Source organism: Flavobacterium sp. ZT3R18 (genome assembly GCF_007097385.1).
Classification (GTDB): domain Bacteria; phylum Bacteroidota; class Bacteroidia; order Flavobacteriales; family Flavobacteriaceae; genus Flavobacterium.
Genome location: NZ_VJZS01000018.1, coordinates 77,273 through 100,112 on the forward strand (window position 1 = coordinate 77,273; position 22,840 = coordinate 100,112).

Genomic DNA, 22,840 nt, shown 5'->3' on the forward strand with positions numbered 1-22,840 from the left:
ATATTTTGATTATGCGGTTATATTATTAAAGATATGTTTTTTGTGTCCCAATTTTTAGTAAGCCTCAATTTTAATAAACTATGCAATTATTACTTAAAAAAATAAATAAATTAAACATAAAGATTGATTTACTTGATGATAAATTAGATATTCAAGCCCCCAAGGGAGTTATAACCGACGATTTATTGAATGAAATTAAATTGCATAAAAATGATTTAATAAAATTTATTAAATCTTATAAAGCTAATAGAAAGGATTCTGTAAATATTCCTAAGGTCCGTGAACAAATTAGTTACGAGTTATCTTCATCTCAACGAAGACTTTGGTTATTAAGCCAATTTGAAGGTGGGAATGTTGCTTACAATATGCCAAGTGTTTTTGAATTGTATGGAGATTTAGACATTAGTTCATTGAGAAAAGCTTTTCAGTTTCTTTTAGAACGCCATGAGTCACTAAGAACACTCTTTAAAGAAGAGGAAGAATCAGGGCAAGTAAAGCAAATTATATTGAATTTGGAAGAAACTAAGTTTCAATTGCAATACGAAGATTTAAGTAATGAAGCTAATATAACAGAAAGAGTTAAGGAAATAATTCAAAAAGAAATTGAATACTCTTTTGATTTATCTGTAGATTCGTTACTACGAGCCAAATTAATAAAAAGATCTCAGAATAACCATGTATTCATTTGTGTTATACATCATATTGTAAGTGATGGATGGTCGTCAGAAATAATGACGAATGAAATATTTACTCTATATGATATCTATTCAAAGGGAAAAACTAATACATTACCAGTATTAAAACTGCAATATAAAGATTATGCTGCATGGCAACAGAATCAATTAAAAAGCGATACGGTAGAAGTTTATAGAAATTATTGGTTAAAAAAAATGCAAGGAGAAATTCCTGTATTAGATTTACCTTGTTATCAAGCAAGGCCTGCAATTAAAACATATAACGGGAAATCTGTCAAAAAACTTTATAGTAAGGAACTTTTAAAAAGCTTTAACGATTTGTGTCAATCTCAGGAATGCACTCTTTTTATGGGATTATTGGCAACGGTTAAGGTATTGCTTTTTAGATATTCTAATCAAAAAGACATTGTAATAGGAAGTCCAATTGTTGGAAGAGAACATATAGATTTACAGAATCAAATAGGTTTTTATGTAAATACTTTAGCTTTTAGAACTCAGTTTGGCGGTATTGACAGTTTTAAAGAATTAATAGCAAACGTAAAGGAAGTTACTCTTGATGCATATGAACATCAAATTTTTCCTTTTGACGAGCTGGTGCAACTTTTGTCATTAAATCGGGATATGAGCCGTAATCCTTTGTTTGATGTTATGGTCAGAGTTCAGGATACCAGTGTGTTTAAAGGAGATGTTCAAAAAATGTCTGAATTTGAAATTACTAAATATCAATGTGAAGATACAAAGTTTAGTAAATTTGATTTAGAATTTGCGTTTAGAGAAGTTGATAAAAAATTAAGTATAGAATTAATATTTAACACAGATATTTATTCGGAAGAATTTGTTGCGAATATATTAATTCATCTCGAAACATTATTGCATAGTATTGTTGAGAATCCTGAAAGTGCTTTAAACTCATTAAATTATATTTCAGAATTTGAAAAAAAACGAATAGTATCATTGTTTAATGACACAAAAGTTCATTATTCAAAAGATAAAACCATAGTTGATTTATTTGAGGAGCAAGTTGAGAAAACACCAAATAATATTTCGGTAGTATTTGGAAAAACTGAATTAACTTATCAGGAACTTAATAATAGGTCAAATCAATTATCCTACTATTTAAGAGAAAACTATGCTATTCAGCAAGATGATTTAGTTGGGATAAAATTAGAAAAAAGCGAAAAATTGATTGTCACTATTTTAGGTGTTTTAAAGGCTGGTGGTGCTTATGTTCCAATTGACCCAAATTACCCACAAAATAGAATAGATATTATAGAAAATGACAGTAACTGTAAAGTCATTATTGATGAAGCTGAGTTAGCAATATTTAATGAAAATAAGGAAAAGTTTTCTTTTGAAAATAATAGTGTTTCTATTAAAAACAATAGCTTAGTTTACCTTATCTATACTTCTGGTTCTACAGGAGGACCTAAAGGCATCATGATGGAACATTCATGTATGCTTAATTTGATTACTTTTCACAATGAACAATTTACAAGTGATGATGTTCATAAGGTTTTACAATTTACAAGTATAAGTTTTGATGTTTCATTTCAGGAAATATTTACGACTTTATTAAGAGGAGCCACTTTATATCCAATCACTGAAATAGTTAAAAAAGATTCTGAAGAATTATCTGCTTTTATAAAAAGTAATAATATTGACACTGTCTTTTTACCAACGGCTTATTTTAATATATTAATGGATGTTAGATCTTTCTATAGTTTATTAGATTTCAATATCATTAAGAATATTATAGTTGCAGGAGAACAGCTTATATTAACTTCTAATGTGATTAATAAAATTAGAAAGTCGGATACTAATATTTATAATCACTACGGACCGGCCGAAACTCATGTTGTAACCACAATTAAAGTAAAAGATAATTATTTAACCCATAATCCATCTATTGGTTGCCCAATTTCTAATACTCAGATTTACATATTAGATGAAGCATTACAGCCTGTTCCTATAGGTGTTACAGGTAAGTTATATATTTCGGGTGCTGGAGTTTCCAGAGGCTATTTGAATAGGCCTGATCTTACAAAGGAGAAGTTTATCAATAATCCTTTTATTGAGGGTGCTCGGATGTATGACACAGGTGACTTAGGTGGTTGGTTGTCAGATGGTAATATACAGTTTTTAGGAAGGAAAGACCATCAGGTTAAGATTAGAGGATTCAGGATAGAACTTGGAGAGATAGAGAATGCCATTTTACAATATTCAGCAGGCTTAAAACAAGTGATTGTTGAGGTAAAAGAGAGTGGTCAAGACAAAGTCTTGGTTGCCTATTTGGTCTCTGACTTAATAGTAGATAAATTAGGGTTAAGGAGTTTTCTACAGGATAAGTTACCTGAATATATGATACCTAACTTTTATGTTAATCTAGGGAAATTACCTACAACGCCAAATGGAAAAATAGACAGAAAAGCTTTGCCAAGTATCTCAGGAGAAGATATAATCAGAAAAGAATATATAGCACCAAGGAATAAAACAGAAGGAAGTTTAGTTTTGATATGGCAAGAGGTACTTGGAATCAAAATGATAGGTATTACCGATAATTTCTTTGAGTTGGGGGGGCATAGTTTGATAGTGGCTCAGGTAATTAATAGGACTAATAAGCAATTGGGTAAAACCGTGTCCTTTAAAGTTTTTTTTGCCAATCCAACAATAGAGGGATTAAGCAAGGAGCTTCGGGATAGTGCATATTTATCAATACCTCAAGCCGCTGAATCGGAATCTTATCCATTAACTGCCTCACAAGGGCGATTATGGGTTTTGAGTCAGTTAGAAGGTGGTTCATTGGCCTATAATATGCCGGCTGCGGTAAGGTTAAGGGGTACTGTTGATATCAATAAATTTGAAGCCTCATTTAAAAGATTAATTCATCGTCATGAGATTTTAAGAACCTATTTTAAAACAAATGAAGCTGGTGAAATCCGTCAATATATTGTACCTAGTGAAATCTTCAATTTTAAAATAACTGAGAAAGACTGCAGTTTGGAGTTAAATCAAGAGAAATTCATTGCCAATTATTTACAAGAAACGAACAACGAGCCTTTTGATTTAGAACAAGGGCCATTGGTAAGAGCCTCGATACTCAAATTAAAAGAGGGGGACTATGTCTTTTTCTTATCCCTACATCATATTATAGGAGATGGTTGGTCGATAGAACTGTTAATTTCAGAAATTGTAAAAACGTATAATGCACTAATCCAAGGAAAAAAAATAAATTTACCTGAATTATGCATTCAGTATAAAGACTATGCAGTATGGCTTAATGAGGAAATCCAGCGGAAGAAGCATAAAGGCTCAGAAGAGTATTGGCTGCAACAGTTTGAGGGGGAGTTACCTGTATTGGATTTGCCGAGTTTCAAACCCCGTCCCTTAATTCAGACTTATAATGGTGATCATCTTAGGCATAAATTTTCAAAATCATTTTTAGACAAACTAAAATATTTTTCAAAAAAGCAAGATGTAACCTTATTTATGATCTTAATGGCGGGAGTAAATGCCTTGTTGTATCGATATTCAGGTCAGGATGATATTATAATCGGAACTCCAATTGCAGGAAGAGAGCACCCTGATTTGGAGAATCAGCTGGGATTGTACTTGAATACATTGGCCATACGAACCCAATTCAAAGAACAGTTTAGTCTTTTAGATTTGGTATTAGCACAAAAAGAGGCTTTATTGGGAGCATACGAGCACCAAGGTTATCCTTTTGATAGTTTAGTAGGAAAGTTGAATTTAAAAAGAGATATGAGTCGATCTGTTTTGTTTGATGTTCTAATAATATTACAAAATCAAGGACAGTTAAACAATCTTAACACAGAAGAGCTTGATAACCTTGAATTAAGTGATTATGATTTGCAGAGTAAGACTTCCAAATTTGACATTAGTTTTATTTTTGTTGAGACCGAAGGATTAGACCTAATCATTGAATACAATACAGATATCTATGATGCTTATCTGATAGAGAGAATGTTTACTCATTTTGAAAATCTACTAATACAATCATTAGCAGAACCTCGTATACAGATTCAAGAGATAGATTATTTAACAGAAACAGAAAAGCACCAGTTATTATTTGAGTTCAATGATACGGAAGTTGATTATGCGAAAGATAAAACGATAATAGATTTATTTGAGCAACAGGTAGCGAGAACACCAGATAAAGTAGCAATTGTATTTGAAGAAACTCAGTTAACATATCGAGAACTTAATGAAATGTCAAATCAACTGGCTTTTTATTTAAGAGAGATTTATGGAATTATAGCAAGTAATTTAGTTGGAATAAAGTTAGATAGAAGTGAGAGAATGATTGCTGTTCTCTTAGGAATATTGAAATCAGGAGCAGCCTATGTGCCTATTGATCCAAATTATCCACAAGAGCGAATAGCTTACATAGAAGAGGACAGTAATACTAAAGTTGTTATAGATGAACAAGAATTAGGTAGATTTGTTAAAGTTCAAGAGAAGTATTCAAGAGAGAATATTGAAAAAATCAATCAACCAAATGATTTAGCATACGTAATTTATACTTCGGGGACAACAGGAAACCCAAAAGGGGTAATGATTGAACATAAAAATGTTGTCAATTTTTTACATGGAATGAATGATTCTATTTCTTCAAATGAAAAAGAACATTTATTAGCTATTACTTCAATTTCATTTGATATTTCAGTTTTAGAATTGTTTTGGACTTTAACAAAGGGTAGTACAATTACTTTAAAATCAGGTAATACTCCACTAAATAATTTTAATTTATTTTTAAAAGATCATTCTGAGACTTTAGATTTCAGTTTGTTTTATTTTTCAAGTCAGAATGATTCAGATGACAATAAATATCAATTTTTAAAGGAATCAGCCGATTATGCTGATAAAAATAATTTTTCTGCAATTTGGTTGCCAGAAAGACACTTTCATGAGTTTGGAGGAATATTCCCTAATCCATCAGTATTAGCGGCGGGTCTATCTACAATTACAGAAAATATTCAAATTCGTTCAGGAAGTGTTGTTTTACCATTACATGACGTTGTAAGAGTTGCTGAAGAATGGTCGGTTGTAGACAATTTATCTAATGGAAGGGTTGCATTGTCTATAGCATCTGGTTGGCATGCAGATGATTTTGTATTGAAACCAGAAAATTATTTAGACAGGCAGAAAATAATGTATGGACAAATAGAAGAATTAAAAACTCTTTGGCAAGGAGGATCTATTAAACGAAAAAATGGTTTAAATCAAGAAATTGATTTTAAAATATATCCAAAACCAGTCAATTCCAATTTAGATATATACATAACTTCAGGAGGAAATCCCGAAACATTCAGAAGTGCAGGAAAAATAGGAGCTAACATATTGACTCACTTGTTAGGACAGGAAATAAAGGATTTAGCAAATAATATAAAGATTTACAAGCAGGCATTAGTAGAGAACGGTTTTTCTGTAGAAAATGCAAAAATATCTTTAATGCTTCACACTTATATTGGAACTGATTTAGAGGAAGTAAAAGATAAAGCAAAAGAGCCTTTTAAGTCCTATTTAAAATCTAGTGTAGGATTAATTCAAAATTTAGCTAAGGATTTGGATAAAGATATTTCGACTATTAGTGAAAATGATCTGAATGATTTATTGGAATTAGCTTTTGAAAGATATTGGCAAACTTCAGCATTATTAGGAACACAGGATTCTTGTAAAAAAATTCTATCTAATATTCATTCGATAGGAGTTACAGAAATAGCTTGTTTAATTGATTTTGGAATTTCAGATAAAGAAGTACTTAAGGGTTTAGAACATCTAACTGAGCTCAAAAATAAATATAAAAAAGAGGAAAAAAATTATCATTCGGACAACCATCCAATTAGTTCAATGCAAATAACGCCTTCCTATTTAGAAGCATTATTGGAAGATGATAATTCTGGTTTATTTATAAAATCATTGAAAAACATAATTGTTGGAGGAGAAAAATTTTCCAATGAACTGCTAAATAAACTTATAACCCGTACAAAATCAAATGTGTATAATATGTATGGGCCTACAGAAACTACTATTTGGTCCACTTTTCAAAAAGCACAAGAAAATTTGGTGCTGAATATTGGGAAACCAATACAAAACACTCAGGTTTATATTTTAGACAATAATGAAAAAATATGTCCAATAGGTGTAAAAGGTGAATTATGTATTGGAGGAGATGGTTTGGCAAGAGGGTATTATAAACAAGAAAAGTTAACTCAAGATAAATTTATTGATTTTCAGTATTCTTCAACTCTTACTAAAAAAGTATATAAAACAGGAGATGTAGCAAGATGGTTACCAAATGGTACTTTAGAACATTTAGGAAGGCTTGATAACCAGGTTAAAATAAATGGATTCAGAATAGAATTGGGTGAAATAGAAAATAAATTATTAAAACATGAATATGTTAATCAGGTAGTTGTAACCGCTGCACAAAAAGAAGGTGGTAATAATATTCTTGTTGCTTATTTTATTAGTAATAATAAAATTAAATCAGCAGAATTAAAGGAATATATAGAATTGAAATTGCCTCATTATATGGTTCCGAACCATTTTATTCAATTAGAAGAATTTCCACTTACACCAAATGGGAAAATAGATAGAATTAAACTACCAGGTATTTCTGATGAAGATACAATCCGAAAAGAATACGCAGCACCAAGAAATGAAACTGAAAATAAGCTAATTGCAATATGGCAAGACGTATTAGGAATTGAGAAAATAGGAGTTAAAGATAATTTCTTTGATTTAGGAGGAAACTCCTTGTTAATGATAAAAATGTTGAATAGCTTGAATAAAGAGCTTCAAATGAATATAACTTTATTACAAGGATATAATTTCGCTAATATTTTTTCAATTTCTGAATTTATCATATCTAATACTAACAATGATTATTTAATAGAAGAAGATAAAATAGAAGAACTTTATAATATAATGGAAGAATCGTACAACTTATTAAATTTTGCAAATGAAGACTAATCAATATACGGGATTTGAGATTGCAGTAGTTGGTATGTCCATAAGGACATCAGGAGCTTCAAACTGGAGGGAATTTTGGGAAAACCTAGTTTTGTCAAAAGAATCATTACGTTTTTTAACCGAAAAGGAGCTAATTGATGCAGGTATGGACAAATCTGTTATTAAAGATAAAAATTATGTGAATTGTACAACAAATTTAATAAACAAGGATTGTTTTGATTCTAAATTTTTTGGATATTCCAATGATGAAGCAAAAATGATGTATCCCGGTCATAGATTTTTTCACGAGTGTGTCTGGGAAGCTTTAGAAGATGCAGGTTATATTCCTGAAAATATAAATGTACCTGTTGGGGTGTATGCAGGAGCAGGAGAAGATGCATTGTGGCAATCTTTTGTTAACCTATCCACTGACGGTCAAAAAGTCAATAATTTTTATCTAAATAAGATAAACAATAAAGATTATCTTGCTACAATGGTTTCGTATAAATTAGGGTTGAAAGGACCTTCAATGAATATAAATACAGCTTGTTCGACCTCTTTAGTTGCTATTCATACTGCTTGTAAAGCACTAATTTTTGGAGAAACTAAAGTCGCTTTAGCCGGAGCTTCTTCGCTAGTTACTGATAGTCAAAAGGGGTATATTTATGAAGAAGGATCCATCGTTTCAAAGGATGGCCATTGTAAGGCTTTTGATAGAGACTCTACTGGTACAGTTAACGGAGAGGGAACAGGCGTAGTCGTTTTGAAAAGATTAAAAGATGCCTTAGCAGACAGAGATAATATTTATGCAGTAATTAAGGGGAGTGCTATTAATAATGATGGAAATAAAAAAGTAGGCTATACAGCTCCTAGTGTTGAAGGACAAGTAGCATGTATTAAAATGGCTCAAAAGTTTTCAAGGATTGAACCTGAAACCATATCTTATGTAGAAACGCATGGTACAGGTACTAAGTTAGGGGATTCCATTGAAGTTGAAGCACTAAACATCGCATTTAATAATAGTAAGAATTTTCCGTGTGCTATAGGGTCTGTAAAAACTAATATAGGACACTTGGATACTGCGTCAGGTGTGGCGGGATTTATTAAAACAGTATTAAGTTTAAAAAATAAAAAAATTCCGGCAAGCTTGCATTTTAGTGAACCCGACCCAAATATAAATTTTCAGGATGGGCCATTTTTTGTTAATAATAGTTTGTCCGAATGGACAGTAAAAAAGGATAATCCTCTTAGAGCAGCTGTAAACTCTTTTGGTGTAGGTGGTACAAACGCACATATAATTCTTGAAGAAGCACCAGTTATAGATAAAAATTCTTTTGAAAAAAATTACAATTTGCTTGTTTTGTCATCTAAAACCGAGTCTTCACTAAATAATTATCTGGATAAGTTAGCAAATTTTTTAGCAAAAGAAGAAAATTTAAATTTATCAGATATGTGTTATACGTATCAAGCTGGACGTCAAAGTTTTGAGAATAGAATTGCATTATCATTTAAAGACAAAAATGAGTTACAGCAAAAGTTAGAAGAAATTGTAAAACAGAAAAAAACATTTGCAAAAGTAAAAGGTCTTCAAAATACTATTATTTTCATGTTTCCTGGACAGGGCTCCCAATATGTTGATATGAGTAAAGATTTATATCTATCAAATTCTATTTATAGAGAATATATGGATAGCGGTTTTGAGCTTCTGAAAAAATTAACAAATCAGGATTTTAAAAAAATACTATATCCCGGCAATAATAATGAGGGTTATAATATAAATGATACTTGTTTTGCCCAACCAATTATTTTTCTGGTAGAATATTCCTTGGCAAAATTATTAATAAACTACGGTATAGTACCCAAATACATGATTGGTCATAGTATTGGAGAATATACAGCTGCTTGTATAAGTGGGCTCTTTACATTTGAACAAGCGCTTAAATTAGTGGTTAAGAGAGGGGGATTAATGCACAGATTGCCAAAAGGGTCTATGATTAGTGTTCCTATGAATGAACTCCAAGCTCAAAGCTTTCTTAATGAAGAAATTTCTCTTGCTGCAATAAATGGACCAGAACAAATAGTTTTTTCAGGGGGCGATCATGCAATACAGGAATTAATCGAAAAATTGACTGAAAAAGATATTTCTTATATTAGACTTCATACTTCACATGCTTTCCATTCAAGTATGCAGGAAAGCATTCTTAAAGAATTTGATAATGAATTTAAAAGTGTAGAGTTTAATAATATTCAAATTCCTTTCATTTCTAATTTAACCGGAGATTTTATCAAAAATGAAGAAGCGATTTCAAGTGAATATTGGACAAATCAGCTCAGAAATACTGTTAATTTTTCTAAAGGAATTAGTAATTTTTTATCAGATAATAATCTTGTATTTATTGAAGTTGGTGCTGGAAGTTCCTTAAGTAGTTTAATTAGACAGCAAAAAACAGAAAAGAAATTTACTACAGTAGATATATTAAGATCCGTAAAAATCATAGAAAATGATGAAAAATATTTCTTAGAAAAACTAGGATTACTTTGGACTTATGGAGTAAGTATAAAATGGCAAGAGTTATATAAGAATGAAGATAGATATCGAATTTCCTTACCTACTTATGCTTTCGATAAGCTAATGTATCAAACGGAAATTGATGTGGAAAAATTATTTAATATAGTGAATCAAAAGATGTTAAATGATTTAGATAACAGTTTTTATTTTCCTTCTTGGAAACGATCAGTACTAAATCAAAAAAGCACCTCAGACAGTAGAATATTTCTCGTGTTTTCGGATAATTCGGATTGTTCTAAAAAAATAATTGAAGAAATATTATGTACAAACAATAGTGTAATTGAAGTATCAATAGGAATGTCATATTTTAAGCATTCTTCTACAAAGTTTTCAATAGATCCATCGGATATAAGGGATTATAATCAATTGTTTCAAGATGTTGAATCTGAAGGATTAAATATATCAGATATCATTTATTTATGGGGGCTAAATATTAAATCATCAGAGATAAAGTTAGTAGAAGAAAATTTGGAATTCAACCTGATATATTTTTGTCTAGGAAGGATTATAAAGGTATGGGGAAAAGGTGTTGATAAGAATATTTTTGTATTTACTAATTTATTACATAGTGTACTTGGAAATGAAAACATTAATTATGTCCATTCTTTATTATTGGGGCTGATTAAGGTTATGCCTCTTGAAAATCAGATAATAGGTGCAAACATTGATATTGATTTAAGTGATGTTGATGAAAAATTGATTCGAGATATCGTCAGTGAATTTTTAAATAATGACTTACAATCCGAGCGAATTATATCATATAGATTAGGTCAGAGATGGGTTCAAGAATTTCAAAAAGGTACCCAAGATTTAACTAAAAAAGAAACATCATTTGTTAAAAAACAAGGAACATACTTAATTACTGGCGGATTAGGGAATTTAGGGTTTTCAATTTCAAAGCATTTGATAAATAAACACCAAGCTAATGTCATATTATTAGGAAGAAAAAGCCTTAATGAGATAAATGAAAATAACCTTTATGAAAAAAGATTTAAAGAGTTAAAAAGTATAAATAATAATGTAGTTTATCTCAATGTAGATATATCAAATATTGATGAGTTTAAAGAAGAATTATCAGTAAATAAAGCGATGTTTGATGATATTAACGGGATTATTCATCTTGCTGGAAATGTAGATAGTAATGATCTGGAATTCATAGAAAATACATCTTTTAAAAAAACAATAAGTATGTTGGCTGCAAAAGTAAAAGGAGTAGAATGCCTATATGAAGTTTTCAAAAATCATGATTTAGATTTTATATGGATGAGTTCTAGTTTGGCAGCAACATTCGGAGGTATTAGCTTTGGGGCTTATGCTGCTGCTAATTGCTATTTAGATTATTTTACTTTTTGTAAATCCGGAAAATTAAAATGTGTGCAATTACCGAAAATTAATTTTGAAGAAAGTCTTGTTGACAAACAGCAAAATATATTGTCTGTAGATGAAGTAATCGAGGTTTTTGAAAAAAGCTTGAATATTAAATCGTCTAATGTAATTTATGTTTCTAAAGAAGATATTCCGTTAAAATTGAATAGGATGTTTAGTATTCAAAGCGAGGCTTTAAAAAGCAAACAAATTTTTGAAAAAATTGAGCGTCCAGTTTTACAATCAGAATATCAATCACCTCAAACAGATATAGAAAGAAGACTTAAAGTAATTTTTGAAGATTTTTTTGAAATACTTGATATAGGGGTCACTGATGACTTTTTCGAACTAGGAGGAGATTCGTTAAGAGCAATGGTAATCCTGAAAAAAATTAATAAAGAATTTAATATAGAAATCTCTATAAGTGATTTTTTCTCCAATAAGAATATACAAGGTACTGCAAATTTAATTGAAGAAAAAAAATGGCTAAACAATAATATTGAGTTAGAAAATGAAATAACTATCTAATGAGAGAATTAATAACTACACTTAGAGAAAATAAAATTCATATTTCATTAGAGAATGAAAACTTAAAGATAAAATTTGATGGAGAAAATATTCCCGAGTATATTTTAGAAGAGATAAGAAAAAATAAATTTAATCTTATTTCTTTTTTAAAAGAAAACGTGAAGGTTGAGAATATTTATAGACCTCTTTTGCAGGCATCTAAAAGAGAATCATATCCTTTAACTCCATCTCAAAATAGGTTTTGGATTTTGAGTCAGTTGGAAGATGGTTCAGTAGCAAATGATATACATAATGCTATTAGATTAAATGGATTAATTGAAGTAAACAAATTTGAAGAATGCTTTAGATTACTGATTGAGCGACATGAGATTCTGCGAACTTATTTTGGAACAACTTCAGAAGGAGTGATTCAACAATATATTATGCCTATTGAAGAATTGGATTTCAGACTTACCCATCGAGATTATAGTTTAGAAGTAAATCCGGAGCAATGTGTTGTTGATTATTTACAAGATATTAATCGAGAGGCATTTGATTTGGAACAGGCCCCTTTGATTCGAGGATCATTAATTAAATTAAAAGAAGATGCGTATGTATTTTTCTTATCGATGCATCATATCGTAGGAGATGGTTGGTCTATACAGTTATTAATATCAGAGATAATAAAAAACTATAATGGCCTGATTCAGGAAAAAGAGATTGATTTACCTGTGTTAAATATCCAATATAAAGATTATGCAGTATGGTTGAGCGAAGAATTGCAACAAAAAAAGCAGAAAGAATCTGAGCAGTACTGGCTAAATCAATTTAGCGGAGATCTACCCGTTTTAGACTTACCAAGTTCTAAGGCACGTCCTTTGGTTCAAACTTACAATGGAGAAACAATTAGACATGAATTTTCAAAATCATTTTTAGATAAGTTAAAAACTTTTTCTAAATCACAAGATGCTACATTGTTTATGACATTGATCTCGGGTATCAATGCCTTGCTTTATAGGTATTCAGGCCAGGACGATATTATCATTGGTACGCCGATCGCAGGAAGAGTGCATCCGGATTTAGAGAATCAATTGGGTTTGTATTTAAATACTTTAGCTATTAGAACCAAATTTAAAGAAGAAAATAGCTTTTTAGATTTGATTGCAGCACAAAAAGAAACCTTATTGGGTGCTTATGAGCATCAAGGTTACCCATTTGACGCACTAGTTGGTAAATTGAACTTAAAAAGGGATATGAGTCGTTCAGCCTTATTTGATGTTATGGTTGTACTACAAAATCAGGGTCAACTTACCAGTATTAATAGTAATGAGGGATTGATTGATCTTGAAGTAAGTAATTATAGTTTTGAGAATAGGACGTCTCAATTTGATATGAGTTTTACCTTTGTGGAGAGTGAAGGATTATACCTTGCAATTGAGTATAATACGGATATCTATGCTTCATATTTGATAGAAAGAATGTTTTTACATTTTGAGAATTTATTGAGTGAATTGATTGAAGATCCCAAGATCAATATTCAAGATGTTGGTTATATCACAGAGACAGAGAAGCATCAGTTATTGTTTGATTTTAATTCGACAGAAGTAGCTTATCCAAAGGATAAAACTATAGTTGATCTTTTCGAGGATCAGGTAGCAAGAACACCAGATAATATAGCTGTTGTGTTTGAGGATCAGGTGTTAATGTATCAGGAATTAAATGAGAAATCGAATCAGCTGGCGCATTATTTAAGAGAAAAAGGAGTAAAATCAAATACACATGTATTTTTCTTCCTGGAAAGAGGAATTGATTATTTAGTGTGTATGTTAGGGGTTTGGAAAGTCGGAGGGCATTTCACTCCTTTGGATATTAATTTCCCTACGGAAAGAAATAAGGGGATACTTCAACAAGCCAAAGATTTCTTTATTCTTAGTAGTAATGATTACCTATTACAAGTTGAAGCATTAGGAGATAATGTAGATTATTTAATTTTTGAAGCAGCTTATTGTGAGAATTATGATAAGGATAATCTTGGTTTAGTTTTAGAAATTAAATCTTTGGCCTATATAATTTTTACCTCAGGTTCTACCGGAGTTCCAAAAGGAGCCATGGTTGAGCATTTTGGGATGGTCAATCATTTATTTGCAAAGATTACTGATTTTGAGATTTCGGATAAAGATAATGTAGGACAAACAGCAACGCACATATTTGATGTGAGTATTTGGCAATTCATGACAGCTTTGATAGTTGGAGGAAAGACGACTATTTTAATTGGCGAAGACGCATGGAATCCTGAGAAAATATTTCAATGTATAGATAATAATAGTATAACAATTTTAGAGAGTGTACCGGCACATTTTTCTATTTTATTGGATTTTTTATCAAGAGAGTCAGTTCTGCCATTATTAAGAAGTCTACGATACCTGATAATGAACGGAGAGTCATTGCCGGTTGAATATTGCAAAAAATGGTTTGAGTATTATCCGTCAATCCCCATGGCGAATGTTTATGGACCAACGGAGTGTTCAGATGATATTACGCATTATATATTTAAGGAATGTTCTGAAAATTGGAGAGGTTCTGTTCCAATAGGAAAACCTATTCAGAACATGAGTATTTATATTTTGGATAATCATTTGAACTTACTGCCACATGGAACAGCAGGTGATCTGTATGTTTCGGGAATAGGTGTGGGCCAGGGTTATCTGAATGATATTGAGAAAACACAGCTGGCATTTGTTAGAAATCCATTTTTCAGGGAAGGAAGCTTAAATCACAGTGAAAAATTATATAAGACCGGTGATTTAGCCAAATGGCATGCTGACGGTATATTAGAATTTATAGGCAGAAAAGACGATCAAGTAAAAATAAATGGAATCCGTATAGAGTTAGGTGAAATAGAAAACGTACTGCACCAGTGTCCGCTGGTAAGCCAAAGTGTGCTGTTGATATCTACGGATGAAAATAAAAATAAAAACCTGACAGCCTACATTGTTTCCAATGGGGTCTTTTCACCAAAAGAGATTCAGAATTATATGAAAGAGCATTTGCCTGATTATATGGTTCCGAGCTTATATGTTGAGATTGATGCTGTTCCTTTAACGCCAAACGGCAAGGTTGACCGAAAGGCTCTTCCAGAGGTTTCGGCATCGGACTTATTGCGAAGGGAGTTTGTTGGCCCAAGAAATGATCTAGAGAAGAATTTAGTATCCATATGGGAAGAAGTGCTTGGAATCTCATCAATTGGTATAACGGATAATTTCTTTGAGTTGGGAGGCCATAGCTTGATGGTTGCCCAAGTAATAAACAGAATAAATAAGCAGTTAGGGAAGACCATTTCATTTAAGGCATTTTTTAATAATCCAAGTATTCTTGATTTAAGTGGTGAGCTAACTGTTAATGAATATGTTTCAATACCTAAAGCAGCTGAGATGTTATCTTATCCTGCGACCGCTTCCCAGTCAAGACTATGGATTCTGAGTCAATTGGAAGGAGGTTCTCTGGCCTATAATATGATGGCTGCTGTTACTTTGAAAGGGGCATTACAGGCAAATAAACTTGAAGATTGTCTTAGTATAATGATTGAGCGTCATGAAATTCTTCGGACAAGTTTTAAAATAAATGAAGAAGGCGAGGTTCGTCAACACATCATACCGGCAGATGAATTAGATTTTAGAATTGATCTGCAGGATTATAGTTCAGAGCCTGATTCTACAGAAATGGTATCTGATTATCTTTTACAGAAAAATCAGCTTCCATTTGATTTGGAAAACCCTCCTCTGATTCGAGGCTCGTTAGTTAAATTAAAAGAAGATGAGCATGTGTTTTTCTTATCAATGCATCATATTATTGGGGACGGCTGGTCTATACAGTTATTAATTTCGGAGATTGTACAGATCTATAATGGTCTTGTTCAGGAGAAAAATGTTGATTTACCAGTGTTAAATATCCAATACAAAGATTATGCAGTATGGTTGAACGAGGAAATACAACAAGAAAAGTTACAAGAATCAGAGCAGTATTGGCTAAATCAATTTAGAGGACAACTGCCAGTTTTAGATTTACCAAGTTTTAAACTGCGTCCAGTAGTCAAAACATTTAATGGGGCAGCTATAAGACATGAATTTTCCAAACGATTTCTGGATAAGCTAAAATCATTTTCAAAAGCACATGATGCCACTTTGTTTATGACTTTGGTTGCTGGTATCAATGCTTTACTTTACAGGTATTCAGGTCAGGACGATATCATTATAGGTACTCCTATAGCAGGAAGAGAACATCCTGATGTAGAGAATCAGTTAGGGTTATATCTAAATACATTGGCCATTAGAACCAGATTTAAAGAACAAAACAGCTTTTTAGATGTGATAGTACATGAGAAAGAAACTTTATTAGAAGCTTTTGAGTACCAAGGGTATCCATTTGATGTATTATTTGGCAAATTGAATTTAAAACGAGACTCAAGCCGTTCTGCTTTATTTGATGTAATGGTTGTTTTACAAAATCAGGACCAGCTCCAAAATTTAAAAGAAAGAGAAGAGTTTATTAACCTTAAGGCCACTTATTTTGACCTTAAGAGCACTACTTCTCAATTTGATATGTGTTTTACTTTTGTAGAAAACGAGAAATTAGATTTAATAATTGATTACAATACGGATCTTTATGATTCTTGTTTTATAGAAAGAATGTTTTCGCACTTGGAAATCTTTGTCACTAAATTAATAGACAGACCAGAGGTTAATATTGAAGAGATCAGTTATCTAACCGAAGCTGAAAAAGTGGAATTACTGATTGATTTTAATTCCACAGCGGCTGATTATCCAAAAGAAAAAACCATTGTTGACCTGTTTGAAGAACAGGTTGATAAAACTCCGGATAATATAGCAGTATTATTTGAAGAAATTGAGCTGACCTACTATAAACTTAATGAGCTGGCAAATCAGTTTGGTCATTATTTGCGAGAAAATTACAGTATTGAACCAAATGATTTAATTGGGATAAAACTCGATAGAAGTGAGTTAATGATTATAGCAATTTTAGGAGTTTTAAAATCTGGAGGCGCCTATGTGCCTATTGATTTAAATTATCCAGAACAGCGTATTGCATATATAGAGAAAGACATAGACAGCAAAATAATCATTGATAATACAGCGCTGGCACAATTTTTTGAAGCCCAAAATTCCTACTCAAAGACAAATATAAGCAAGATCAATCAAGTCAGCGACTCTGCTTACGTGATATATACTTCCGGAACTACAGGCAATCCTAAAGGGGTTATAATTAAACATAGTAACGTTGTTAGATTATTAAAGACGGATAAATTATTATTTGATTTTAAAGAAGATGATGTTTGGACGATGTTTCATTCCTATTGTTTTGATTTTTCAGTATGGGAAATGTATGGAGCATTATTTAATGGAAGTAAATTGATAATTATTTCAAGTGATATTGCCAAAGATCCAATGGCATTTCTTAACGTGATGATTAAAGAAAAGGTTACGGTTTTAAATCAGACACCGTCTAATTTTTACAATTTATTATTTGAAGAATTAAAAAGACCATTACATAATCTCTCTTTGCGTTTTGTGATTTTTGGAGGTGAAGCACTGAATTCTCAAAAGTTATTGGATTATGCTGAAAGATATCCAATGACAAAACTTGTAAATATGTATGGTATTACAGAAACTACAGTTCATGTTACTTACAAAGAAATTACAGTTGATGAAATGAATAGTAATGCAAGTAATATTGGTGTGCCTATCCCAACAATGAGCTGTTACGTATTAGATCAAAATGAAAATTTACAGCCAATTGGTGTTCCTGGTGAACTTTATGTAGGAGGTGAAGGATTGGCAAAAGGGTATTTAAATAAAGATGATTTAACCCGCGAAAAATTTATTCAAAGTCCTTTTGTTTCAGGAGAAATTTTATACCGCTCTGGAGATATAGTGAAAATGAGAGAAAACGGTGAACTTGAATATCTGGGAAGGAAAGATCACCAGATCAAGATCAGAGGATTCAGAATTGAGCTTGGTGAGATTGAGAGCACTATTTTGGAGTATTCAGACAACATAAGCCAAGTCGTGGTTGAGATAAAAATGGTTAATGAAGAGAATGCGCTTGCAGCATATGTTGTAGGTGATGATATCGACAAATCACTATTGAGAGTCTTTTTGGAAAGTAAACTGCCGGATTATATGGTTCCGAGTTTTTATGCCGCGATTCCGCAAATACCCTTGACTTCAAACGGCAAGATAGACCGCAAGGCGCTTCCGGAAATCTCACAAGAGGATCTGATCAGAAGAGAATATATTAAAGCAAGAAGTTTAACAGAAGAAAAATTGGTTTTAATATGGGAAAATGTATTGGGTATTTCGTCAATTGGAGTGACCGATAATTTTTTCGAATTAGGAGGAAATAGTCTTCAGATAATGAGGGTACTAAATTTAATCAGCAATGAATTTGAAATTAGATTAGGGATCGGGGATCTTATTATTAAACCAACAATTGAAAACGCTGCATCTATAATTCAAGAATTACTGTCACTTTCTATAATGCAAAAAAGAAAATCAAAAACAATTATTTAAAATGGAAAATTTAGTTTATTTAAAGCCAAACGTAGTTATAGAGCCATTAATAGGCAGATGGTATGCATGGCCGCATATTATATCACCTGCAACTGCATCAATGAATATAATGAAGAGACATATTGAAATAATGAATTCATATTTAGAATCTCCTGAATTACACAAAGAAGCAGTGCAGGATCCAAGAATGCTAGGGGGACCTTTTATGGATTATGAAGAGGATAGATCTGAAGATGTTAGGGCATTATTAGAATCAACTTTTTTAAATCAAAAAGAGGAGATAAATTTTTCTTTGGCAGTAAGAAAATTAGTTTTATTATTAAACAAAGAGGCAAAAGGTCAGTCGCTGGAAGATTTTTATAGTTTAGTACCGGATATTTTGAAAGGTTATGTAGAGTTGATTTATGATCTTAACGGAAATCCATCTTTTAGATTTTATGAGCACCTATTATATAATAGCAATTTTTATAATATTACAAATCAGAGCATAGCTCTATGGGTTACTAATAATGATTCTCGACCTTTTTGCTTGAGTACTCCTAGATTAGACGAGGAGAATATATTACATCTTAATATTCCTTTTGAAGATAAATTCATTGATGAATTGGGTAAGATGAAGAGAACTCCGCGTCCTTATAAAGAAATAAGAGAAATGCTAGGTTCTTTGGATGATGCTCAGGAATCTTTATTTAAATCCTTTTTTACCGAAACTTCAGTGGTACCATATTCTAAATATGAAGGAGATAAAATTAGAATGAGATACTTCGGTCATGCATGTATATTAATTGAAACAAAAGACATTACTATTCTGTTAGATCCATTAATTAGTTATTACGGTTATCAATCTTCTGTAGATCATTTTTCTGATTACGATCTTCCCGAGGTAATTGATTATGTTTTAATAACACACAATCATCAAGACCATATTTTACTTGAAACTTTACTACCGCTTAGGCATAAAATAAAAAATATAATAGTACCACGCTCTGGTGGTGGGCATCTTCAGGATCCAAGTTTGAAATTAATGTTTAATAATATAGGTTTTTCCAATGTTATTGAAATTGAGGAGTTTGCAACGATAAAATTTTCTGACTGCGAGATTAAGGGAATACCATTTACAGGAGAACATAGTGATTTAGACATTAAAGCTAAAATTTGTTATCATGTAATGATAGGTGATTTTACCCTCTTTTTTGCTGCTGACTCACGAATTCTGGAGCAGAAATTATATAAACATGCTCAATCTTTAGTTGGAGATGTAGATGTCCTGTTTTTGGGAATGGAATGTGATGGCGCTCCATTGACATGGTTATATGGACCTTTAATTATTAATAATTTGTCGAAAGAAAATGATCAGTCAAGAAGGCTTTCAGGTTCTGACTGCAAAAGAGGGATGCATTTAGTGGATATATTTAACCCTTCTGAAGTATATGTATATGCTATGGGCCAAGAACCGTGGTGTGAATTTATCAGCAGTTTAAAGCATACTGAGGAATCGAATCCAATTGTTCAATCAAATCTTTTAATAAAGGAATGTTTATCTAGAAACATAATATCAGAAAGATTATTCGGGGAAAAAGAGATATTATATAATAAGAAAAAATAGTAAAAATGCTTCAAATAAAAAATTTTTTAATAGACTTAAAAAGAAACTCAATTGACGTAATGTTAAATGATGATTCTGATCTTGAAGTATACTATGATACTGAAGATTTGGATCCGATTTTTCAAGAACAGCTTAAGGAGAATAAGCAGAAAATAATACAGTTTTTAAAAAATGAAGGTCTTAAATCTAATCCGCATTTTTCAATTGCTGCGGCTCCCGCTGCATCAGATTATCCTTTGTCCTCAGGGCAATATAGATTATGGATATTAAGTCAATTTGAGGATGGTAATTCTGCTTATAATATCTCAGCTACTTATAAAGTAGAGGGTAAACTTGATCTTTTTTTGCTGGAGGAGACTTTTAATTATTTAATTGGGCGGCATGAATCTTTAAGAACGGTTTTTAAAATCAATGAGCAAGGTGATGTAAGACAAGTGATATTGAATACGCAGGAGGTTAATTTTAAACTTAATTATGTAAACCTAAGTTTAGTTGAGGATCAAAATATAATTAATCAATGCATCAAGGAAGAGCAGCAAAAAACTTTTGATTTAGCTAATGATATACTTATTAGAGTGAACCTGATTCAGGTGTCAGAAGAACAATATATTATAACTTTAGTTTTACATCATATTATTCATGATGGCTGGTCGATGGAAGTGATGATGGATGAATTATTTTCTCTTTACGAGACCAATAAAAGAGGTTTGAGCAGTCCGCTGCAATCATTGAGGATTCAGTTTAAAGATTATGCTGTTTGGCAGCAGGAAAATTTAAAAGGAGAAGTTTTTAATAAAAACAGATCATATTGGTTAGATCAATTTAAAGGTGTTTTACCGGTACTTGATATACCTAAGGATAAAAGCAGGCCAATTACAAAGTCCTATAGTGGAGGATCATACAGCAAGTTTATAAATCCATCCCTTGTTAAACAATTTAAAAAACTTGTTCAGCATCAGGATACAACATTATTCATGGGGTTATTAAGTATTGTCAATACTTTACTGTATAGATATTCTAATCAATCTGATATTATTATTGGTACCCCTGTTGCAGGAAGAGAGCATTTTGATTTAGAGAGCCAAATAGGCGTTTATGTTAATACTTTAGCCTTGCGTTCTCAGTTTAATGAAAATGAAAGTTTCTTAAATTTATTGGAGATAACAAAGAAGAATATCCTTGAAGCTTATAACCATCAAATGTATCCATTTGATGAGCTGGTAAAAGATTTGAACTTAACACGCGATATGAGTCGAAATCCATTATTTGATGTAATGGTAGTATTAGACAATAAAAAGAACAGCGCTGAAAGCGGGACAGATTTTTATAATGATTTAAAAATTAGCAGATATAATGAGGGAAATCATGCAGTAAGTAAATTTGATTTGACATTTTCTTTTAGTGAACTGGAAGATGGATTGGATTTGTCCATGCATTACAGTACCGATTTATACAATAGTTTGACTATAAGCCGATTTGTAAAACATTTAGAAAGATTAATTGAAGCTGTAGTAAGTGATTCTCATATTGCTTTGAAAAAATTGAATTTTTTAACAGAGTTTGAGAGAAATCAATTATTAATAGATTTTAATGATACAGAAGTAAATTATCCTAGAGATAAAACAATTATCGATTTATTTGAAGAGCAAGTAAAAAAGACTCCTGCAAATGGTGCGATAGTTTTTAATGACATTGAATGGAATTATGATGAATTAAATGGAAAGGTCAATCAATTTGCTTCTTATCTAAGGCAAAATTATAAAATCCAGCCTAATGATTTAATAGGTATAAAGTTAGACAGGAGTGAAAGAATGATTTTGGCAATATTAGCAGTTTTAAAATCTGGAGCTGCATATGTGCCTATTAATACAGATTATCCACAAGAACGAATTTCATATTTAGAAAAAGACAGCAGAAGCAAGCTTATTATTGATGAAAAAGAATTAGCTGAATTTTATAAAGTGCAGACTAATTATTCGACTGATAATATATTAAAGATAAACAGTCCGAATGATTTATCGTATGTCATTTATACATCTGGTTCTACGGGTAATCCTAAAGGTGTTATGATTGAGCACACCAGTATTGTTAATTTTATTATTTCCGAATCACGAGAATTTTCTATAATAGAAACCGATAATATTTTACAGTTTGCCAATATTTCATTTGATACTTCTGTAGAACAGATATTTTTAGCTTTTACAAATGGAGCAAAATTATTTATTATTACAGAAGATATTGTATTAGATTCTAATAAACTGGAGGATTTTTTAATAAAAGCTGATATTACTCATTTTCATGCGGTACCTTCTGTAATTGAAAGAATATCTGAAAAAAAGAAATATCCTAGTTTAAAAAGAGTTTTGACAGGTGGTGACATGTGTTCTGTTGGTTTAGCAGATAAATGGAGAAATGTCTGTGAATTTTATCACAAATATGGTCCCACTGAAGCTACTGTTGCTTCAACAATATTATTGTATGATGAAAGGAAGTATTTTTCTATTGGAAAACCAGTAGCCAACACACAGATTTACATCCT

The 22,840-nt window shown here is 31.4% G+C and carries 5 protein-coding genes; all 5 read left to right on the plus strand.

Annotated elements, in window-relative coordinates:
- The first annotated feature begins 80 nt into the window (after window positions 1-80).
- Window positions 81-7,688 carry a non-ribosomal peptide synthetase gene (locus FNW52_RS16300; protein ID WP_143378540.1) on the plus strand — a complete coding sequence of 2,536 codons (7,608 nt, stop codon included), beginning with the start codon at window positions 81-83 and terminating at the stop codon, window positions 7,686-7,688.
- Window positions 7,678-12,129 carry a type I polyketide synthase gene (locus FNW52_RS16305; protein WP_143378541.1) on the plus strand — a complete coding sequence of 1,484 codons (4,452 nt, stop codon included), beginning with the start codon at window positions 7,678-7,680 and terminating at the stop codon, window positions 12,127-12,129. Before FNW52_RS16300 ends, FNW52_RS16305 begins: the two co-directional genes overlap by 11 nt.
- On the plus strand, window positions 12,129-18,695 hold the full coding sequence (locus FNW52_RS16310) for a non-ribosomal peptide synthetase (protein WP_143378542.1): 6,567 nt from the start codon (window positions 12,129-12,131) through the stop codon (window positions 18,693-18,695). Before FNW52_RS16305 ends, FNW52_RS16310 begins: the two co-directional genes overlap by 1 nt.
- Before the next feature lies 1 nt (window position 18,696).
- Window positions 18,697-20,301: an MBL fold metallo-hydrolase gene (locus FNW52_RS16315; protein WP_143378543.1), complete on the plus strand. Its 1,605-nt coding sequence runs from the start codon at window positions 18,697-18,699 to the stop codon at window positions 20,299-20,301.
- 5 nt (window positions 20,302-20,306) lie between these two features.
- The coding region (locus FNW52_RS16320; protein ID WP_143378544.1) for a condensation domain-containing protein at window positions 20,307-22,840 on the plus strand (2,534 nt) is incomplete at its 3' end.